Origin of the sequence: Flavobacterium frigoris PS1 (assembly GCF_000252125.1) — a bacterium.
Lineage (GTDB): Bacteria > Bacteroidota > Bacteroidia > Flavobacteriales > Flavobacteriaceae > Flavobacterium > Flavobacterium frigoris_A.
In genome coordinates this window covers 13891-32973 of record NZ_AHKF01000025.1, presented here as the reverse complement: position 1 = coordinate 32973, position 19083 = coordinate 13891, and the positions used below count along the sequence as shown (strand labels likewise).

Genomic DNA, 19083 nt, shown 5'->3' with positions numbered 1-19083 from the left:
GAAATATCATGTTTAGTAAAATGAAAAATATTGACACGGCTTTTCGATATGTTCGGAGCTTTACGATGCTAGTTGTAATTGGATGTGTTGTCCTATGCTGCTTTGCTCTTTACAAAAGTTTTAGTCTGGTTTCTCAAATGCAGGATAAGGTATATATACTTGCCAATGGAAAAGCACTTGAAGCCTTTTCATCTGATCGAAAGGAAAACATTCCAGTTGAAGCAAAGGATCATGTAAAGACGTTTCATACGCTGTTTTTCAGTCTAGACCCTGACGATAAAGTAATTAAAATTAATGTTACTAAGGCGCTTTATCTAGCAGATGATAGTGCAAAAAGAGTATATGATGACTTAAAGGAAAACGGATATTATTCTGGTATCATATCAGGAAATGTTAGTCAAACCATAGTTGTGGATAGCGTAACAATTGACATTAATGCCTATCCCTATCAGTTCCGTTGCTATGCTACCCAAAACATAATACGGCCTACAAGTATTGCTCATCGGAATCTAATAACAGAGGGCAATCTTCGAAATGTGTCCCGAAGCGACAACAATCCACATGGCTTTTTAATTGAGCGCTGGAGCACTATTGAGAATCGAGATTTAAGTACAAAGAACAGAAAATAAAAAAGAATGGATTATGAAATTCACATTCAAAAGAAAGAGCAAGAAATGCGCTGAAGACGTTAAGTGTAAAGAGCGCTATTTATTCCAACGATTCGATGAGGCTAATCTTTGGCTACAGCATAAATGCGTTGTGTGGCTGGAGCGGAAGACGGCACATTTATCGGCTAAAAGTTGGATTCTAATACTGTTTTGTTTTGTAGTATTTACAGTTGGTGGCAATGTTTATCTGATTGTGGATAGTCTCAATGGAAATGATTCCAAGAGCATAGAGCGCAGCCCGATCAGTAGGCCAACAAATAGAGTAGTATTCGATTCTAAACAAAATCAACTTAATAGCTCATTAAGCAAAACGGAATTAGAAAGATTTCTCCGTTTCCAAGTATATATGGATAGTTTAGGACGCAGTCCCACTGGCAAAAGAGTACAGGACAGCATTCTAAGGTTCCGCCTTGGATTGTAGGATAGCCTTGTAGTAGTAGAGAATTATTAAAGCTCACAATTTAAAAATAAATAATATGGAACATAAAACCGAATCACTAAAAATGCAAAGGCAGCGCAAGATGCTGCTAGTGCTCCCGCTCTTGGTGCTACCCTTTATTACATGTCTGTTTTGGATACTAGGAGGTGGTGAAATGAATGCCTCCACTTTAGAAACAGCAGAAAAAAAAGGCTTTAATACCAAGCTTCCTGATGCAAACCTGAAAGATGGACTGTTCTTGGATAAGATGAATTACTATGAACAAGCTGCTATTGATTCAGCAAAGTTGGATGAACTCATTAAGAATGATCCGAATTATCTAAGGCAATCTTTTCATGGGGCTATAGCAGAAATTACTGAGGATACAACTTTTAAAGAAAGTAGGCAGAGCGATGGACGCAGCGGATTAAATACAGCTATGTATCGTGATTTAAACGAAGAAAAGATTCATAAAAAACTTGAAGCACTACAAAAGGCCATAGATAGCCCAACTATAATTGCAGGTCAAAATCAAGGTTCGAGTAAAAATGTAATATCAAATACATCAGATATGCATTCCGACGACATTGATAGGTTAGGACAAATGATGAGTTCTATGAATGAGCAGAAAGAAATTGAAGACCCTGAATTAAAACAACTTAGCGGAATGCTTGAAAACATACTTGATATTCAGCATCCTGATAGAGTAAAGGAAAGACTTAGAAAAGTTTCGAAAGAAAATCGGGGACAAGTATTTACGATCAGCTCCAAATCGATGGAAGAGATAGCTTCTTCATTACAAAGCATGCCCAAAAATAATCTTTTAATTGATGGCCAATCCAAGCGTAATGGATTTTATTCTTTGGATGAAAATGGAGGTACTGTCGATGTTCAAAATACAGTACCAGCTGTTATTCATGAAACGCAAACGATCGTTAATGGGGCTACTGTAAAATTAAGGCTTACTAGTGCTATTTATATTAATGGTGTTGAGATACCAAAAGACAATTTTATGTTTGGAATAGCTTCTTTAAAGGGGGAGCGACTGACTGTCAAAATAAATAGTCTTAGGTACAATACTTCCTTGTATCCAGTAGCACTTTCTGTTTACGATATGGACGGATTGGAGGGGATTTATATTCCGGGTACTATTAATCGAGATGTTGCTAAAACAACTGCTGATCGTTCCATGCAGAACATAGGAATGGGGACTCTTGATGATTCTTGGGGAGCAAAGGCTGCGGGAGCAGGAATAGAGGCGGCAAAAAGCCTATTAAGCAAAAAAGTAAAATTGGTTAAAGTGGTTTTAAAGGCGGGTTATCAAGTATTACTTCGCGATGACAACCAAAAAGAAAGTGAATCAAACTAAAAACTAATAACATGAAAAAAATTAATGTATTACTTATGGGATTTTTATGGGTTGTATCTATTGGAGCCTTTGCTCAGCAAACGGAAAGAAATCATTTTGCAGAAATGGAGTCAGATTCCCTATATATTGGGTATTCAAAAACTACAACTATCGTGTTTCCTTATACTATTAAAAGTGTAGACAAGGGAAGTCAAGATGTTTTAGCCCAGAAGGCGAAAGGGATGGAAAACATATTGCATATTAAAGCGGCACAGCAAGGGTTTGACCAGACCAACCTTACGGTGATCACAGCAGATGCAAAGCTGTATTCGTTTGTGGTAAACTATGATGAGGAGTCGCCACAATTGAACCTTAGTATGGACAAGGTAAAGTCAAAAAGTCCTGAAATTTACTTTTCAGAGCAGAGCGATAACGAGGAGGAATTAATTAATTATTCCAAATTAGCTTTTTATCATAAGAATAAGATAGCTGGTGCTATGAAGAAAAAGTATGAGATTAAATTCCAATTAAACGGAATCTATATACGAGATGATATACTTTATTATAAGACAAGAGTGGTGAACAATTCTAGAATAAATTATGATATAGACCAGCTTCGATTTTTTATTCGCGACAGCAGAAAAATAAAGCGAACCGCATCGCAAGAAATAGAAATTATACCAATTCTTACTCACAATTACTTAAGTACAATTAATGGCGAATCTGAGGGAACAACTGTTTTTGCGTTACCCAAGTTTACGATTCCAGATAAAAAACACTTAGTAATCCAACTTATGGAAAAGAATGGAGGCAGGCACATTGAGCTACAACTTAAAAATACAAAGCTTTTGAGGCTTACGGTCCTTCCTAAACTATAATTAGTAATCATTTAAATTTAAGAATCATGAACGAGAAAAATTTTGAATACTTGCGTAACCAGGTTAAGTACACTGGTTTTGGAGAAGGTTTGGACAAAGAATTGAAGGAGAAAATGCAACAACAAACCTCTAATTTCACATTAAACCATGAAGTGTTGTACGGTACAGACCGAGCTAAAGCGACATTAAGTTTTAAAAAATCAGATCAGAGCGAAATGTATTTTTTTAATTCTTACAAGGTCGATTTACAAAAAGACAATTCTAAAGAATCACTAGAACAGACTTTCTATATCAATAGGGGGAGTAATATTACCATGAAAGAAGCCTATAATCTAATGGAAGGTAGAGCAGTCAATAAAGAACTAACTAACAAAGAAGGTCAGATTTATAATTCTTGGGTGCAGATGGATTTTAAGGAAACAGATACCAATGGTAACTTCAAGCTAAACCAGTATCATCAGAATTATGGCTATGATCTTGAAGCTGCCCTAGGTAAGTTACCTATAAAAGAATTAGAAACTCCAAAATACAAAGAAGATCTAATGGAATCTCTGAAAAAAGGAAACCTTCAATCTGCTACATTTTTGAAGGATGGCAAAGAGGTCAAGCAATTTATTGAAGTCAATCCCCAGTTCAAGACAATCAATGTTTACAATACAAATATGAAGCGTATTGATAATCGAGAGTCTAAAGGCAAGAAGCAGAAAGAAGGGGAGAAGGTTTCCGTTAAACAGGATAGTAAAAAACGAGGGACAAGTATCGATAGTGAAGAGCCTGACATACCTAAGGAAAAAAAAAGAACAAAAAAGCAGTCTAATTCAATATGATAAATAATGGAAAGTCTAAAACCCTTATCAGATTTCTTTTCAGCTATTGAAAAAGATTACCGTATCAGTATTACGCATATTGGTGTGTATGCCGCTTTATTGAAATATAGTGAGGATAGGGGTTTTGCTAGTCCTATACAGGTTTTTAGTTATGAAATTATGCGAATAGCAAAAATATCGGCATCAACCACTTATCATAAATGTGTAAGAGAGTTAAGCGAGTATGGTTATATCAAGTACGAACCCTCTTTTAAAAGAAATCAGGCGAGCAAGATTTATTTGTAGATATGTCAAGTAAAAAAAAGATTGTTTTGAGAATAATAAAAAAGCCCGTTTTCGGGCTTTTTTTGTAAATAAAAATAGGGAAATAATGGAAAATAAACTAAACAAGAAAGGAAGAATTACTCCGACACAAACTATGAATATACTTAATTCTGGGGGTATACATGTAACTGTTGAAGAAGCTAAAGCAATTTTGGAGTTTATGAAAAAAATAGCTAATATAGCTGTATCTAAATATTTGCAAACATGAAAAAAGTAGCCGATCTATATATACGGGTAAGTACAGATGAACAGGCAGATAGAGGATATTCCCAAAGAAATCAAGAGGAGGTCCTCAGAAAATACTGTGATATTAACTTTATTGCAGTCCGAGATGTAATTTATGAAGACCATTCAGCTAAGACATTTAATCGCCCGCAATGGAAGAAACTTCTGCTTAATTTAAAAAAGTATAAGAACAAGATAGATTTTATTCTTTTTACAAAATGGGATAGGTTTAGTAGAAATGCGGGCGATGCTTATCAAATGATAAGCACACTTCGAAAGTTAGGAGTAGAACCTCAGGCAATGGAACAGCCGTTAGACTTAGCAATTCCTGAAAATAAAATGATGTTAGCATTTTATCTTGCAGCTCCAGAGGTAGAAAATGATAGAAGAGCCTTAAATACATTTCACGGGATGAGACGTGCAAAAAAAGAAGGGCGATATATGGGTATAGCTCCATTTGGTTACGCAAATAAATCTAAAGAAGACGGTCAGAAATATATTTGTCAGAAAGATCCAGAGGCTTCGATAATGCGATGGGCATTCGAGGAAATAGCTAAAGGAATATTCAGCACAGAACAAATTTTTATTATGGCTAAGAAAAAAGGTTACACAAGAGGAAAAAGTAACTTTTGGCTTCTAATAAGAAATCCTATTTATTGTGGAAGAATCTTTATTCCAAAGTATAAAGATGAGGAAAGTACGTTTGTATCAGGGCAACACCAGCCAATTATTTCAGAAGGTTTATTTTATAACGTTCAAGCTGTATTAGATGGTAAATCCCGAAGTTATCGAACTAAGATTGAAACTATTGAGGAGTTTCCTTTGCGTGGATTCTTTACTTGTCCAAAATGCGGGAAAAAATTGTTAGGAAGTAAATGTAAAGGGCGTACAAAATATTATTACTATTATCATTGTGATTCTGAATGTAAATATCGTATAAACTCAGAAGTAGCTAATGATGTTTTTGCAGAGAATCTAAAAACATACGAACCGCTCCATGAGGTAAAAAAAATCTATACAGCTGTCTTAATAGAAACATATAGAGATTTAACAGATAGTGCACGTGAAGAGAAGCAAAGAATTTTAGAGCAGATAAAAGATTATAATAATAGATTAAGTAATTCGAGGGATTTACTTTCAACAATGCAAATTGATCCTTCAGATTACAGAGTAATGAAACTTGATTATTCTGAAAAGATAATCAAGTTAGAATTTGAACTATCTCTAATAAGTAATGACAAACAAAGTATAGATGGGCTATTGAGTAATGGTATTGAAAATCTTATTAGACTAAACAATAATTATAGCAATGCAAGTTTGGCGGAGGCAAGGGACCTAATTGGTTTAATTTACCCTGAAAATTTCACAATTCGTGGAGAGCAAGTACAAACCACAAGGATAAACAAGGTAATTGAGTGTATCTACATGATTAACAATGAGTTAAGTCGTAAAAAAAACGGGACAAAAGAGAGTTTTTTCTCTTTGTCCCGTAAAGTGACCTTGACTGGATTCAAACCAGTAACCTCTTGAGCCGTAATCAAGTGCGCTATTCAGTTGCGCCACAAGGCCTTTTTGTTTTGCAAAGCTTTATTTTCATAAATGTTGTGTCAACGTGTTTGCGGGTGCAAAGATAAGGATAAATGTGTAAATTGCAAGTCTAATTAAACATAAAAATAAAAAAAAATGCAGTTAGAAAATTATATACGTGATATTCAGGGATTTCCAAAAGAAGGAATTTTGTTTAAAGACATTACACCCTTATTAATTGACCCAAAAGCAAGAAAAGAATGCTTGGAAATTTTGGTTTCATCGCTAAAAGATAAAAAAATAGACAAGGTAATCGGAGTAGAGAGTCGTGGCTTTTTCTTCGGGATGCTAATCGCACAAGAATTGAATGTAGGCTTCGTTCCTGTCAGAAAACCTAATAAGTTGCCTTACGATACTATCTCAGCTTCTTACGAACTAGAATATGGTTCGGATACCCTAGAGATTCATACGGATGCTATCCGTAAAGGCGATAGAGTGCTTATTCATGATGATGTTCTTGCTACTGGCGGTACGGCCAAAGCTGTTTGCGAATTGGTAGAGCAATTAGGTGGTGAAATCGTTCAGTTTAATTTCCTGATGGAACTTAGTTTCCTCAATGGAAGGGATAAAATAATGGGATATGATATTTTTGCGGCAATAAAGTACTAACTCAATGCACGAGTAGTAACGTAATAACGATAGCCGATGATTGCCATTTGCCATTTTTTGGCTTTGGCGAGATCCATTCGCTGTTTGCTGAAACTCGGTAAGAGTACTTTATTGATTTGAGCTAAAATTTTGAACATAAGTGTTTTATTTTGGACAAAGGTATAAAAAAAGACGGTCTACAACTAGACCGTCTTCTTTTTGTATAATACGAGAAAACTAGTTATTTTTTTCTATCGCCTCTCTGTATTTTTCCATTGCTTTTTCATATTTTTTCATTTCTTTTTCAAATATTGCTTCGCGTTTGGCCATTATTTCCTCGATTTTTTTCTCATAGGCTGTCATATCAGGCTCAAATGACTCCATCTTTTTTTCGAATTCCTTCATTTTTTCTTCAAACTCAGCCATCGATTTTCTATCTTTTATATTTTTAGGCGGACTAGGAGCAGCAGGTAAATTTGACATCTGAGGGGCAGCAAGCAATGGTCCTTTTGGAAATTGTGGTGGCGTTGGAGGATTTGGTTTATCTCCGTTGTTCTCAGTTTGAGTTCTAGTTTTAGTAACTACGCGAATCGTATTTCTTTTAGTATTATTTGCATCCGATTTTTGCACGTCCACTTGTGCAATCATATTAGGATCCAATTCATCTAACTCTTTTTTACTCGTTTTTTTACCATCAATATAAATTTCAGTCTCATCTGGAATATGATCTGAATTTTTAGTGATTATTTTTATAGTAGAACTTTGTCCATTTTTATTAACGTCCATGGTCTTAACTGCATTAGCGTCTAATGCGTCAAGCTCGGCTTGGCTTGCTTCTTTTCCATCAATATAGATAGTTGTATCTTCGTCTGTATCACCATTTTTTATGACTTTTACAGTTACAGTTTTCTTAACTGTATCATTGTGGGTATTACTGGATTCCTTGCCATTTGCAATATCTGCACTGTTTTTGATCACGGTCACCGATTTTGTCTCTTTGACTTTTTCCTGGGCGACTACATTGATTTGAAATAGAAATACAAAGGCAATTAGTGCCGGAAGTATTGATAAATACTTCCATGAGTTGCTTTTTTTAGATTGATTTTTGTTTAACATAACGATTCGTTTTTTGATTAATGATTGATAAAAATGATTGGATAAGGCAACACAATTTTCGTGTGTTGTTATTTTCAAAAGCGTGATTTGATATGCTTTTTTGTCTGAGATTTTCAATAGAGCTTCGCTGTCTGCGATGAACTCCAGATTTTGAAGTATGGCTTTCTGGTACAGCCAAATTATGGGGTTGAACCAAAACATGATGCTAAATAAACGTGTTACTAATACGTCAACGGTATGCTTTTGTTCGGAATGCACTTTTTCATGCTCAATAATATTTTCTAATTCCATTCTGCTATATAAAGCCGAATTGTATACAATGGTGTTAAAAAACGAAAAAGGAGCTAGTTTTTCATTCACATCAATAAACTTAAAATCGGCTTGCTGTTGAATCGTTTTTCCTTTAAACACTTTGGTTAAACTGTAATAATCCAATCCAAATCGGATCAAAAAGCCCATTATTCCAAGCGTATAGATCATGCCTATCGTCAAAAACCAATCAATCTCATACGTGCTTTTTTTGATTGGAATTACAGCGGGAATATGTGACCAGTCAATTGCTGTCGCACTTGCTTCTACCCAAATGGTCTTTGTAAAAACTAGTAATGGTAGTAGCGCCGAAGTGATTAAACCTGCGATTAAAAACCAACGGTTGCTGGTGAAAAAGGTTTCTTTTTGCAATAAAAAATAGTAGGCCAGAAAGAACAAAGTTATTAAGCCACTTGATTTAAGGAGGTAAATAAATAGTATTTCCATTGTTTTAATTTTTAAATACACAATTATTATTACTTAGAAAAAGTCTATAATTCTTCTTTCGGATTTTCTATCATCGCTAAAATTTCACGCAGTTCTTTGGCAGATATTTTCTCTTCTTTGGCAAAGAAGGAAACCATATTTTTATACGAGCTATTAAAATAATTGTCAATTGCCGTATTCATAAATCCTTTTCTGTAGTCTTCAATCGCAATGATTGGGTAGTATTGATGGGTGTTCCCAAAGGCATTATGTGCAACATAACCCTTGTCCTCTAGGTTCCGCACAATGGTCGATAAGGTGTTGTAGTGAGGTTGGTCCTCTGTGATTTCCGCCATGACTTCTTTTACGAATGCTTTTTTTAGCTTCCATAAGATGTGCATGATTTCTTCTTCTTTGTTCGTCAATTTTTCCATAGCTTAGATTTATTTGGGCGTTATCCGCAAGGGCGGGTCAGGCTTTCGGCTATATCTCTTCGTTTCACTACGAGGATACCGCCTTAATCCTTAACGCAATCCAAAGTTACAACTATATTTGTAGTTACACAACTATAAAATTAGTTAATTAACTAGATATTTAGTTTTCAGGCTATTTGTTCTTCTTTTTAAGTAATTATAGGAGCTGGGAAATCTTTATTACCCATTTGTTGTTCTGCAAATGAGGCCGCGTGAGGGATAGCAGCAGTCCGCCGCAGCGGAGCGTATAGCCCGACCGCGTTGTTTAAAGGGGGCAATATAACCAGTTTGTTAGTTAGCCCCTTTGAGCAATGGGGGCACGCCCAAATGATTACTATGGGATTATTTTTACTCTTTTTTAACAAGTTTTTGCAGCCAGATGCAGCTTGCTACTGAAAGAATTCCTAAACTGCCCATGACAAACCAGTTCGCCTGATAGCCAAATGAATCTATGATCGTCAATCCGGTTTTAGAACTCGCAATGTGCGCTAAGCTGAAACTCATTGTAAATAAAGCCATGTAACGGCCTTCATGACCTTTTGGTGCTCTGCTTAAGGCAAAAGAATTGGAGAAAGGGAAGATGAACATTTCGCCAAAAGTGATAAAAAGGATACTAATAATTAACATTCCAGCCCATATGTTGATCAATAGAACATAGAAACTAAGGGACATTAGTAGTGTACCCCAAAGAATAATCCGGAGATGATTTATATTTTTTCTTTGGGTGAAACTCACAATTGGCATTTCGAGAAAGAAAATTAGCAATCCATTTAAGGACAATAAAAGTCCACTTTGAAACTCTGTTAACCCAAATTTTTCATTGTGATAGAGCGGTAGCGTCGTAAACAATTGGAAAAAAAGCATCGCCGTTATAAAACAAACGAAGAGAAAGAGCCAGAATATTTTGTCTTTAAAAACGGAGACCGGTATTTCGGTTTCGCTGTTTGCCGTTTCTAAATCGGCAGACTTTTTACGTTCTTTTACTAATAGGGTAAAAATTAAAATCGATATGATACAGGAGCTTCCATCTACCCAAAATAATCCGCCGTAGCCTAAATTCATGATTATTAATCCTCCTAAAGCGGGTCCGGCTGCGAAACCTAAATTTACTGCTAATCGAACTAAAGTCAATGATCTGGTGCGATTCTCTGGTTTTGAATAAGTTGCCAAGGAGACAAACATGGCGGGACGAAACATATCAGCGACAGTCATAATAACAAACATTCCAGCACACAATCCCCAAAAAGTACGGATGTATTGTATGAAAAATAGTAGTAGTCCGCTGGTGAATAAACTGAAAACCATGATTCTGTAAAAACCTATCTTATCGGATAATTTACCACCTAGCCAAGAACCTAACATCGATCCCAAACCAAAGGCGACCATAATCCATCCTACTTCAGCATAGGATAAGTTCAAATCTTCTTTTAAATATTTAGATAAAAAGGGCAAAACCATTGTTCCGGCACGATTGATAAAAGTAATCAACGTAAGAATCCAAATTTCTCTCGAAAACCCTCTGAAATTGTTAATATAGCGACTGAAAGCGGTTGCGAGCATTATAATTAGATTCTTTTTTGCAAAGGTAGGGAACTTTGTAACTTTCAGTCTTTGTTGCTTTGTAACTTTTAAACTATTTTTGCTAAAATAAAAAAAATGAAAAAGATTCTAGTTCTGTTGCTTTTGACACAATTGAGTTTGGGCTTTGCCCAAGGAAAATTTGATAGCAAGTCAGCAGAAAAATTTCAAAAAAAAATCAATTCTGAATATGCTGATGCCAAAACTAGTCCACTGACAGCAGCTGATTTAGCTGTATTTAAGTCGTTGGATTTTTACCCTATAAATGAAAAATACGTCGTGACAGCTACTTTTATAAGAACTGATAAAGAGAAGCCATTTGGAATGAAAACATCCACAGAAAGAACACCGACCTATATTAAATATGGAGAAGTGCATTTCACGATTGATGGAAAACTATTAAAACTGAATGTCTATAAGAACATCGAGCTTTCAAAAAAGAAAGAATATAAAGATTACCTTTTCTTGCCTTATTCAGATCTCACTTCAGGTAATGAAAGTTACATAGGCGGCAAGTATATCGATTTAAAAATACCAAAAGGCAATACTATTGCGATTGATTTCAACACTGCTTACAACCCGTATTGCGCCTACAATCACAAATATTCGTGCCCTAGAGTGCCTTTAGAAAATGATTTAAACATCGAAATAAAGGCGGGAGTCAAAAAATTTCACGATTAATGAAATTCTTTAATTTCCATACTCACAGCTTCAGCAATCAATCGGATGTCTTGGAATTGGTTAATCAATATCCACAAGAATTTGATGCCTCGATTCCTTTTTATTCAATAGGGATTCATCCTTGGTATATTGTCGAGAACAGGTTGGCAACCGATTTCGAAATAATAGAAAGTAAGTTAAAAGAGATCAATTGCCTTGCTCTAGGCGAGTGTGGTCTGGACAAAAGGATTGAAATCCCAATGGACCTGCAGCAAACGGTTTTTGAAAAGCAATTGCTTTTAGCACAAACATACAACAAACCCGTTGTGATACATTGTGTGGCCGCTTTTCAAGAAATAATTGCAATTAAAAAAAGCTTAAACATCACTGTTCCCATGATTATTCATGGTTTCTCTAAAAATGAGCAAACGGTAAAGCAATTATTAGAAAATGGATTTTATATTTCGTTTGGGAAATATCTATTAAAAAATCTAGAATTGGAATCCGTTTTTAAAAGCGTCCCCAATAATCGGTTTTTTCTGGAAACGGATACTATCGAAGAAAATATAGATGTTGTATATGCTTTGGCAGCAAAATATAAGGACGTAAATTTGGAGGAACTTCAAAAACAAATAAGCAGTAATTTTCAAGCCGTTTTTAAAACTGACTTGATTTAAAATATCAAATATTTAAAAGGAGAAGTTTTTTTGAACTTTAAACCTTAAACTTTTAAACAAAAAACAGCAATGGCAGAATGGACAGAAAGAGCGGAACTTTTATTTAAAAAGGAAGGATTAAATAAATTGCAAAATGCTAACATTTTAGTAGTAGGATTGGGAGGCGTAGGATCATTTGCTGCTGAATTTTTGGCAAGAGCAGGAGTAGGGTCTATGACGATTGTAGATGGTGATGTGGTGGATATTACCAATATTAACAGGCAATTACCAGCCTTGCATTCCACCGTAGGACAACCCAAAATAACGGTTGTAGGAGATCGATTGATGGATATTAACCCAATGTTGAAATTAACTCAAGTACAAGAATTTCTCTCGCCAGAGCGTGCTTTTGAAATTGTTACTGAAGAATTTGATTATGTGTTGGATTGCATCGATAGCGTGACTCCAAAACTTAATTTAATTATTGGCGCCAAGCGAAAAAGAGTTAAAATAATATCAAGTATGGGTGCTGGTGGAAAGATGGAAGCTGCAAAAGTAAAAGTGTCTGATATTAATAATACAGAAAATTGCTTTTTGGCAAAAACAATTCGTAAAAGATTAAAAGAACATAAAATTGATAAATTAAAAGTCGTTTTTTCATCAGAAATTCAAGATGATGCCAGTTTAAAAATGACAGATGGTTCCAATTATAAAAAATCTTTTTATGGAACTAACAGCTATATGCCAGGATTATTTGGCTTGTTTGCCGCAGAAACAGTGATTCGCTATTTGCTGAAAAAATAAGATTTCGTTTAAGAAATTATATCTAAAAATTTAAACTCATAAAATGATACAAACCGTAATTTTTGACATGGATGGTGTAATTGTAGACACTGAGCCGGTACACCGTTATGCTTATTTTCAACAATTTAGTGAACTTAAAATTGATGTTACCGAGGAAATGTTTACTTCCTTTACAGGAAATTCGACTCGAAATACGTTTCAGAAAGTAAAAGATATTTTTCAGCTTGATCACGATGTTGAAGATTTAATTCAGAGAAAACGAACTATTTTTAATGATGCTTTTGATAAAAAGGAAGATTTAGAATTGTTAACTGGTGTCGAAATCTTAATCAAAGATTTTCATCATAAAGGAATGCAGTTAATTTTAGCATCATCAGCTTCAAAAGTAACAATCGAGCGCGTTTTTAACCGATTCAAATTACATGATTATTTTACCCATATTGTTAGTGGGGAAGACTTTCCTAAATCAAAGCCACATCCGGCCATTTTTGAACATGCGGCATCCTTATCAATAGCTCCTAAAGAAAATTGCATCGTTATTGAAGACAGTACAAATGGTATCAAAGCGGCAAAAGCAGCGGGGATATTTTGTATAGCCTACAATAGTTTCCATTCTAAAGACCAGGATTTATCAGCAGCAGATGTGGTAATCAACCATTTTAATGAAATTGATTATGAAAAAGTGGCGCGCTATAGATTAGATATTAATAAATAATTAACAGTATCATTGGCTGTATTTTGTAAATTTGAAAAAAAATATAAATTTTAGAAAATGAAAAAAATACTTATAGCATTAGCGATTATTATTACTCAATTTACTATTGAGGCACAGGTTCAAACGCCACAGGCAAGCCCAAAGGCGACTATAAATCAAGTGGTGGGCTTGACCGATGTAGAAGTTGTTTATTCCAGACCTTCGGCTAGAGGAAGAGCCGTTTTTGGTAATTTAGTTCCTTTTGGTAAACTATGGAGAACCGGAGCAAATGAAAACACAACTGTTTCTTTTAGTGATGATGTAATCATTGGTGGTAAAACGCTGAAGAAAGGGAAATATGCGTTATACACTATTCCAAACATTCAAAGTTGGGAAATTATATTTTATTCGACTACAGATAATTGGGGAACTCCACAAGAATTTAAAGAAGCAAATGTTGCATTACGAACAACTGTAAAAGAGGAATCAATGCCAAAAGCAAAAGATACTTTTACCATTGGAATAAGCGGTCTGAGTTCAGATTTTGCTTTTCTTGAAATAAACTGGGAGAACTCTTATGTAGCAGTAAAATTTGAAGTACCTACCCAAAAAACGGCGATCGCAAATGTAGAAAAAGCACTTGCAGGTCCGTCATCTGGTGATTATTTTTCGGCAGCACAGTATTTTTATCAGTCGAATGGCGATATAGATAAAACAAGAACCTATGTAGATAAAGCACTAGAATTGAACAGTGAAAAACCGTTCTTTTATTTGAGACTAAAATCATTGGTACAAGCGAAACAAGGGGATAAAAAAGGAGCCATTGAAACGGCTAAATTATCACTTGCCGCTTCTGAAGCAGCAGGAAATCAAGATTATGCTAAAATGAACAAAGACAGTATCTCAGAATGGAGTAAATAAAGGTTCGTTCTTTTATAAAAAAGCAAAACCCGTTTCAAGAAATTGAAACGGGTTTTGCTTTTTAGGATGGTTATAAGTTACTTTTTCTCATTTCTGAAAAAAGTTAGCTGCATCAAGGAAGACAAAATAATCGTAAGCATTGCTCCGATGAAATTTAGCCACAAATAACCCAATTTAGCTTCGCCTGCAGGAAAAACATAAATAGCATAGTAGTATATTATAAAAATCGTCATTTGGCTCACTAAGGCGCTATAAAATATGGACTTGGCTTTTATAAATTTAATATAAAATCCTACTAAGAAAATCCCTAGTACCGTTCCGTAGAAAATGGAACCAACAATATTAACCAATTGAATTAGATTTTCGAACAGGGTACCGATGCTGGCAAAAAGAATAGCTACAACTCCCCAAAACAAAGTGAAGAACTTTGTTGCATTGAGATAATGTTTTTCTGATTTTTCTTCCTTTAAATTCCGTTTGTAAATATCGATCGCTGTTGTGGATGCTAATGCATTAAGTCCCGAAGCCGTTGAAGACATAGCTGCGGATATAATTACCGCAAGCAATAGTCCGATAAGTCCTTTGGGCAGGTAATTTAAAATAAAATGGAAAAAGACGTAATCTTTATCGTTCGTCTCGCTGCCGCTATCTGCTTTTAGAATGATCTCTTTAGCGCGGTCTCGCAGGTCTTTTTCTTTTGCCGAAAGGCTAATTAATTCTTTTCGCAGAATCGGATTGTCGTAATCCTGATTAAGTTGGTCGATATATAGCAGATTAATTACTTTTTTATCTTCAGAAAGGGCGTCTAATTTATTTTCTAAAGTATGGTATTCCTCTTTGTATTGCGATTTTTCAACTATTATTTTATTATTGGGATTAAAATTTAAGGGTACCGGGTTAAATTGGAAAAAGACAAATACCATAACTCCAGTAAGCAATATGAAGAATTGCATTGGCACTTTTAACAATCCATTCATAATTAGTCCCATCTGACTTTCACGAACTGATTTCCCAGAGAGATAACGTCCTACCTGTGACTGATCCGTTCCGAAATAGGCAAGCGCCAAGAAGAAACCACCCGTTATTCCACTCCAAATTGTGTATTTTTCTTCGGGATCAATGGAAAAATTGACAATGTTCATCTTGTCATTTGCTCCGGCAATATGTAATGCATTACTAAATGTCATTTCATTAGGTAGAAAGTGTAGTATGAGGAAAAAAGTGATTAACATTCCCGACATGATGACAAACATTTGTTGTTTTTGGGTCACGTTTACCGCTTTTGTTCCACCTGAAAACGTATAGATAATAACGAGCATACCTATTATAATGTTCATATAAGTAAGGTTCCATCCTAGTAAGGCCGACAAGATAATGGCTGGAGCATAAATGGTAAGCCCAGTTCCTAATCCTCTTTGAAACAAGAACAGAATGGCTGCTAGGGAACGTGTTTTTAAATCAAATCTTTTTTCGAGGTATTCATAGGCCGTATAGACTTTATATTTATGATAAATGGGGATAAAGGTCAAACAGATCACGACCATGGCAATAGGTAAACCAAAATAAAATTGTACAAAACCCATTCCATCATGATAGGCCTGTCCAGGCGTTGACAGAAAGGTTATAGCGCTTGCTTGTGTCGCCATAACCGATAAACCTACAGTATACCATGGTGTTTCGTTGCTGCCAAGAATATAGTCTTCTACGTTTTTACTTCCCTTGGTTTTCCAAGCGCCGTAAACTACTATAAATAGTAAGGTTACTACGAGTACAATCCAGTCAAATAGCTGCATAATTTAAGAATATAATTTCATTATTATATAAAATATCAAAATATAAAGGGCATTGGCTACCAGGACCCAGGTATAGTTTTTTTTCCAGTTTTTTGTTTTTTTTGTTTCCATATTACTTGTATTATGGTTTTATCTTTTGAGTGGGAAGTGTTATTGGTGCTTTTAACGAAATTATGTTTGCTAAAATACGGTATGCACCAGATACTCCTTCGGGCAATTCTCTAAATAAACTTAAACCGGTATAAATATAATATCCTTTTCCATAAGGGGCAATTAATAAGGCTCCATTTTTTGGACTTTCACCTTGGTCATGGGAAGACAAAATAGGAGTGAAGGCTTTGTCAAATTCATTTGGATAATACAATCCTTGTTCTTGTGTCCAGCCTTCAAAATCTTTGGAAGTGATTTTGTTAGGATAATTTAAAACGGGGTGATTTGGCGCTAGAAACTGAACTGCTGCATTTTCTTCCGTTACTCTGTCGCGAGATATTTTTAATGGATATGGCGCAATATTTGCCGTCTCAAACTCATCTGGAGTGTTGTATTGTACCAACATTGTTTTTCCTCCTTTAATAAAATCGAATAATATATCTTGTTTGTTAGCTAATGCTTCTACCGTATTGTAAGCCCGTATCCCAGTAATAACAACATCAAAGGATTCTAGTTTTTCGGTGGTTATGTCTTCTGGATTCACTATGCTAACACTATAGCCCATTTGGGTCAGACTTTCAGGAACCTCGTCACCGGCCCCCATAATGTAAGCAATTTTTTGCCCGTTAGTTTTCAGATCCAGTTTGATGAATTTGGCTTCGGCAGGCTCTAAAACTTGTTGCTTTGTAATGTGATCGTAATTTATAATGATTTGGTCTTTATCGTATCTTATCTTGTTAACGGTAGCGATACTTTTAGCTATGATTTCAGAAGGTTCAGCAGGTGGGCTTACGTCAAAGTAAAGCACTTTTTCCATTCCCTTTTTAGCTAAGTCGAAAGGAATTAATTTTGGAGAAACGGTCCAGTTTGTAGGTAAATCTAATTGTAAATCACCTTCAATATTGTCTTTTCCAGATTTAATTTTAACGGCTATTGATTTATGGTTCCCATCATTAAAAAGAGCCACTTTGTTAAGTATACTTGTCGTTATTTCGGGAACAATATCAAGATAATTATACATTTCTCCTTTTACATTGTCATTGTATTTGTAAACTACAGTACGCTCAAAAGGGATTTCGATTCCGTTGATAGCGATGTTGAAAACAACCTTTACTTCTCTGATGACATCTGGAACTCCAATGTTTTTTTGATCTTTTACCGCATACATACCAACGGTACCTTTTTCCTTAAGCCAATAAGGTTGGGTATATTCTATTGTTGTAGGTAATTGTAAATCTAGATTTATATTTTCTGAAACAGTATTGTTTAATGCTCTTTTAAAGGGGGTGTTTCTATTCTCTGGAAAAGTTGTTACGCTCAGTAAATCCATTTTTATGGCACTTCTGTTTATGGCTTCAAGCTTTAAATTTACAGTGCTCCCTGGAGTTGCTTCCTGATTTTGTGAAACGGCTTCGAGGTAAAGACCAGAACAGGCCGCAATTATATTTGTTAATTCGTTAGATTTTAGTGTTTTCCAATGATTTTCTTCCAAAGTCTGAATCATTTGATAGGCTTTGACCAAATTAGGAATACTAGCTGATGGGTTTGAAAAGTCATATTGCGATACAATTAGCGTAAGTAGTTCGCCTATTTTTCTTCCACCTTTTACCCGGTTCCAACTGGTGTCAATTCCTTCGAAAAGGTTTGAGTTGTCTTTTGATTTTTCGCCGTTAATAAATTCTAAGTATTCTGTGTCTTCACCACGACTTCCTGTACTTCCGAAGCCCTGCGATTGATGACTACTTCGACTTAAGGCAGCTATTTCCTGGTTTGACTTCCCTAGTGTGGGATAGTAAACACCAGTTTGCAAATTCACTAAATTGGTTTTGTCAGCTGCGTCAAATTTTTCTTTGCTACCATAAAACCACCAAGAAGTATTAAAAAACTGGCGTTTGGGTTGCCAAGTTTGCACTAATTTTAATTGGTCGGGAAATACGGCTGGATTGTTTGTCAAATCAAAGCTTTCGGTACTCAAAAGAGCTGATGCCGTATGATGGCCATGCGTTGTACCTGCTGTACGATGATCAAAACGATTTATTATTACATCAGGTTGAAATTTTCTAATGGCGTATACTACATCGGCTAACACTTTATCTTTATCCCAAATTTGTAATGTTTCCTTTGGGTTTTTGGAGTATCCAAAGTCATTGGCTCTTGAAAAAAACTGTTCTCCTCCGTCTATTTTTCTTGCTTCGATCAGTTCTTGGGTTCTGATTACACCTAGGAGCTCCCTTAATTGTGGGCCAATCAAGTTTTGACCTCCGTCACCTCTAGTCAAAGACAAGTAAGCTGTTCTGGCTTTCACATCATTCGATAAATACGAGATTAAACGCGTGTTCTCATCATCTGGATGGGCGGCAATATAAAGAACAGAACCTAAGAAATTAAGCTTCTGAATCTGGTTGTATATTTCTGCTGAATTGAGTTTTTGAGGCTTTTGGGCCGATAATATGTGAAAAGAGAAAATAAATATTAGTAAAAACTGAATTTTGTTTTTGTACATTTTTTTTGATTTTTTGTGCAATTACTTCAAATGTAGTAATTAAATGTTTTTCTGTAAAATGATTCTTATTTTCTTTGCTGAAAAGGAGAATCTGAGCAAAAAAAAAGCCCCATTATGGGGCTCTTTTAATTTTTAAT

20 protein-coding genes and 1 tRNA gene are annotated in these 19083 nt (G+C 35.2%); 14 read left to right on the top strand and 7 right to left on the bottom strand.

Annotation, left to right across the window (positions count from 1 at the left end; translation table 11 throughout):
- The first annotated feature begins 8 nt into the window (after positions 1–8).
- The 8 genes from traK (at position 9) to HJ01_RS17395 (ending at position 6218) form a co-directional block, all read left to right on the top strand.
- Positions 9–629 carry a conjugative transposon protein TraK gene (gene traK / locus HJ01_RS15320; RefSeq protein WP_007139395.1) on the top strand — a complete coding sequence of 207 codons (621 nt, stop codon included), beginning with the start codon at positions 9–11 and terminating at the stop codon, positions 627–629.
- 13 nt (positions 630–642) lie between these two features.
- Complete coding sequence (locus HJ01_RS15315) at positions 643–1089, top strand: hypothetical protein (protein WP_040474046.1); 447 nt, start codon at positions 643–645, stop codon at positions 1087–1089.
- 82 nt (positions 1090–1171) lie between these two features.
- Positions 1172–2455: a conjugative transposon protein TraM gene (gene traM, locus HJ01_RS15310; RefSeq protein ID WP_238531097.1), complete on the top strand. Its 1284-nt coding sequence runs from the start codon at positions 1172–1174 to the stop codon at positions 2453–2455.
- Positions 2456–2466: 11 nt separating this feature from the next.
- Positions 2467–3312 (top strand): conjugative transposon protein TraN, encoded by an 846-nt coding sequence (gene traN, locus HJ01_RS15305; protein WP_007139393.1) that lies wholly within the window; start codon positions 2467–2469, stop codon positions 3310–3312.
- Between the two features lie 26 nt (positions 3313–3338).
- Positions 3339–4139, top strand: coding sequence for a hypothetical protein (locus HJ01_RS15300; RefSeq protein ID WP_007139392.1), 801 nt, complete (start codon positions 3339–3341; stop codon positions 4137–4139).
- Between the two features lie 6 nt (positions 4140–4145).
- Positions 4146–4424 carry a hypothetical protein gene (locus tag HJ01_RS15295; RefSeq protein WP_007139391.1) on the top strand — a complete coding sequence of 93 codons (279 nt, stop codon included), beginning with the start codon at positions 4146–4148 and terminating at the stop codon, positions 4422–4424.
- An 85-nt stretch (positions 4425–4509) separates the two neighbouring features.
- Positions 4510–4671 carry a hypothetical protein gene (locus HJ01_RS17780; RefSeq protein WP_007139390.1) on the top strand — a complete coding sequence of 54 codons (162 nt, stop codon included), beginning with the start codon at positions 4510–4512 and terminating at the stop codon, positions 4669–4671.
- Positions 4668–6218 (top strand): recombinase family protein, encoded by a 1551-nt coding sequence (locus tag HJ01_RS17395; protein WP_081478725.1) that lies wholly within the window; start codon positions 4668–4670, stop codon positions 6216–6218. Before HJ01_RS17780 ends, HJ01_RS17395 begins: the two co-directional genes overlap by 4 nt.
- Here HJ01_RS17395 and HJ01_RS15290 read toward each other — a convergent pair.
- Positions 6184–6257: transfer RNA gene (locus HJ01_RS15290), tRNA-Arg, on the bottom strand. The genes HJ01_RS17395 and HJ01_RS15290 overlap by 35 nt on opposite strands.
- A 114-nt stretch (positions 6258–6371) precedes the next feature.
- On the opposite strand from HJ01_RS15290, the gene HJ01_RS15285 reads away from it, so the two are divergent.
- Positions 6372–6884 carry an adenine phosphoribosyltransferase gene (locus tag HJ01_RS15285; protein WP_007139389.1) on the top strand — a complete coding sequence of 171 codons (513 nt, stop codon included), beginning with the start codon at positions 6372–6374 and terminating at the stop codon, positions 6882–6884.
- On the opposite strand, the gene HJ01_RS17920 is transcribed toward HJ01_RS15285, so the two are convergent.
- The 4 genes from HJ01_RS17920 to HJ01_RS15260 all read right to left on the bottom strand — a co-directional run bounded on the left by HJ01_RS17920 (position 6881) and on the right by HJ01_RS15260 (position 10747).
- On the bottom strand, positions 6881–7021 hold the full coding sequence (locus HJ01_RS17920; RefSeq protein WP_007139388.1) for a hypothetical protein: 141 nt from the start codon (positions 7019–7021) through the stop codon (positions 6881–6883). The two genes, HJ01_RS15285 and HJ01_RS17920, sit on opposite strands and share 4 nt — an antisense overlap.
- Before the next feature lie 79 nt (positions 7022–7100).
- Positions 7101–8735 (bottom strand): M56 family metallopeptidase, encoded by a 1635-nt coding sequence (locus HJ01_RS15275; protein ID WP_007139387.1) that lies wholly within the window; start codon positions 8733–8735, stop codon positions 7101–7103.
- A gap of 44 nt (positions 8736–8779) precedes the next feature.
- Positions 8780–9148 (bottom strand): BlaI/MecI/CopY family transcriptional regulator, encoded by a 369-nt coding sequence (locus HJ01_RS15270; protein WP_007139386.1) that lies wholly within the window; start codon positions 9146–9148, stop codon positions 8780–8782.
- A 387-nt stretch (positions 9149–9535) separates the two neighbouring features.
- Positions 9536–10747, bottom strand: a complete 1212-nt coding sequence (locus HJ01_RS15260; RefSeq protein WP_007139385.1) for an MDR family MFS transporter — start codon at positions 10745–10747, stop codon at positions 9536–9538.
- Positions 10748–10843: 96 nt separating this feature from the next.
- On the opposite strand from HJ01_RS15260, the gene HJ01_RS15255 reads away from it, so the two are divergent.
- The 5 genes from HJ01_RS15255 (at position 10844) to HJ01_RS15235 (ending at position 14500) form a co-directional block, all read left to right on the top strand.
- Positions 10844–11446 (top strand): DUF1684 domain-containing protein, encoded by a 603-nt coding sequence (locus tag HJ01_RS15255; RefSeq protein WP_007139384.1) that lies wholly within the window; start codon positions 10844–10846, stop codon positions 11444–11446.
- Positions 11446–12102 (top strand): TatD family hydrolase, encoded by a 657-nt coding sequence (locus HJ01_RS15250; protein ID WP_007139383.1) that lies wholly within the window; start codon positions 11446–11448, stop codon positions 12100–12102. Before HJ01_RS15255 ends, HJ01_RS15250 begins: the two co-directional genes overlap by 1 nt.
- A gap of 69 nt (positions 12103–12171) precedes the next feature.
- Positions 12172–12885, top strand: a complete 714-nt coding sequence (locus HJ01_RS15245) for a ThiF family adenylyltransferase (protein WP_007139382.1) — start codon at positions 12172–12174, stop codon at positions 12883–12885.
- A gap of 43 nt (positions 12886–12928) precedes the next feature.
- Positions 12929–13600: an HAD family hydrolase gene (locus tag HJ01_RS15240; protein WP_007139381.1), complete on the top strand. Its 672-nt coding sequence runs from the start codon at positions 12929–12931 to the stop codon at positions 13598–13600.
- 57 nt (positions 13601–13657) lie between these two features.
- Positions 13658–14500, top strand: a complete 843-nt coding sequence (locus tag HJ01_RS15235) for a DUF2911 domain-containing protein (protein WP_007139380.1) — start codon at positions 13658–13660, stop codon at positions 14498–14500.
- A gap of 77 nt (positions 14501–14577) precedes the next feature.
- On the opposite strand, the gene HJ01_RS15230 is transcribed toward HJ01_RS15235, so the two are convergent.
- Together HJ01_RS15230 and HJ01_RS15225 are read right to left on the bottom strand one after the other, a co-directional pair.
- A complete protein-coding gene (locus HJ01_RS15230; RefSeq protein ID WP_007139379.1) occupies positions 14578–16293 on the bottom strand; it encodes a sodium:solute symporter family transporter in 1716 nt (571 codons plus the stop codon).
- Between the two features lie 121 nt (positions 16294–16414).
- Entirely contained in the window at positions 16415–18946 is a 2532-nt protein-coding gene (locus HJ01_RS15225; protein ID WP_007139378.1) for a PIG-L family deacetylase, read from the bottom strand.
- Positions 18947–19083 lie beyond the last annotated feature (137 nt).

Bases quoted from the DNA above. Each gene is read 5' to 3' on its own strand.
- HJ01_RS17920 (WP_007139388.1), bottom strand. From the start codon at position 7,021: ATGTTCAAAATTTTAGCTCAAATCAATAAAGTACTCTTACCGAGTTTC.
- HJ01_RS15245 (WP_007139382.1), top strand. From the start codon at position 12,172: ATGGCAGAATGGACAGAAAGAGCGGAACTTTTATTTAAAAAGGAAGGA.
- HJ01_RS15235 (WP_007139380.1), top strand. From the start codon at position 13,658: ATGAAAAAAATACTTATAGCATTAGCGATTATTATTACTCAATTTACT.
- HJ01_RS15260 (WP_007139385.1), bottom strand. From the start codon at position 10,747: ATGCTCGCAACCGCTTTCAGTCGCTATATTAACAATTTCAGAGGGTTT.
- HJ01_RS15240 (WP_007139381.1), top strand. From the start codon at position 12,929: ATGATACAAACCGTAATTTTTGACATGGATGGTGTAATTGTAGACACT.
- HJ01_RS17395 (WP_081478725.1), top strand. From the start codon at position 4,668: ATGAAAAAAGTAGCCGATCTATATATACGGGTAAGTACAGATGAACAG.
- HJ01_RS15250 (WP_007139383.1), top strand. From the start codon at position 11,446: ATGAAATTCTTTAATTTCCATACTCACAGCTTCAGCAATCAATCGGAT.
- traK (WP_007139395.1), top strand. From the start codon at position 9: ATGTTTAGTAAAATGAAAAATATTGACACGGCTTTTCGATATGTTCGG.
- HJ01_RS15315 (WP_040474046.1), top strand. From the start codon at position 643: ATGAAATTCACATTCAAAAGAAAGAGCAAGAAATGCGCTGAAGACGTT.
- HJ01_RS17780 (WP_007139390.1), top strand. From the start codon at position 4,510: ATGGAAAATAAACTAAACAAGAAAGGAAGAATTACTCCGACACAAACT.
- HJ01_RS15275 (WP_007139387.1), bottom strand. From the start codon at position 8,735: ATGGAAATACTATTTATTTACCTCCTTAAATCAAGTGGCTTAATAACT.
- HJ01_RS15270 (WP_007139386.1), bottom strand. From the start codon at position 9,148: ATGGAAAAATTGACGAACAAAGAAGAAGAAATCATGCACATCTTATGG.
- traM (WP_238531097.1), top strand. From the start codon at position 1,172: ATGCAAAGGCAGCGCAAGATGCTGCTAGTGCTCCCGCTCTTGGTGCTA.
- HJ01_RS15295 (WP_007139391.1), top strand. From the start codon at position 4,146: ATGGAAAGTCTAAAACCCTTATCAGATTTCTTTTCAGCTATTGAAAAA.
- HJ01_RS15225 (WP_007139378.1), bottom strand. From the start codon at position 18,946: ATGTACAAAAACAAAATTCAGTTTTTACTAATATTTATTTTCTCTTTT.
- HJ01_RS15230 (WP_007139379.1), bottom strand. From the start codon at position 16,293: ATGCAGCTATTTGACTGGATTGTACTCGTAGTAACCTTACTATTTATA.
- HJ01_RS15300 (WP_007139392.1), top strand. From the start codon at position 3,339: ATGAACGAGAAAAATTTTGAATACTTGCGTAACCAGGTTAAGTACACT.
- HJ01_RS15255 (WP_007139384.1), top strand. From the start codon at position 10,844: ATGAAAAAGATTCTAGTTCTGTTGCTTTTGACACAATTGAGTTTGGGC.
- HJ01_RS15285 (WP_007139389.1), top strand. From the start codon at position 6,372: ATGCAGTTAGAAAATTATATACGTGATATTCAGGGATTTCCAAAAGAA.
- traN (WP_007139393.1), top strand. From the start codon at position 2,467: ATGAAAAAAATTAATGTATTACTTATGGGATTTTTATGGGTTGTATCT.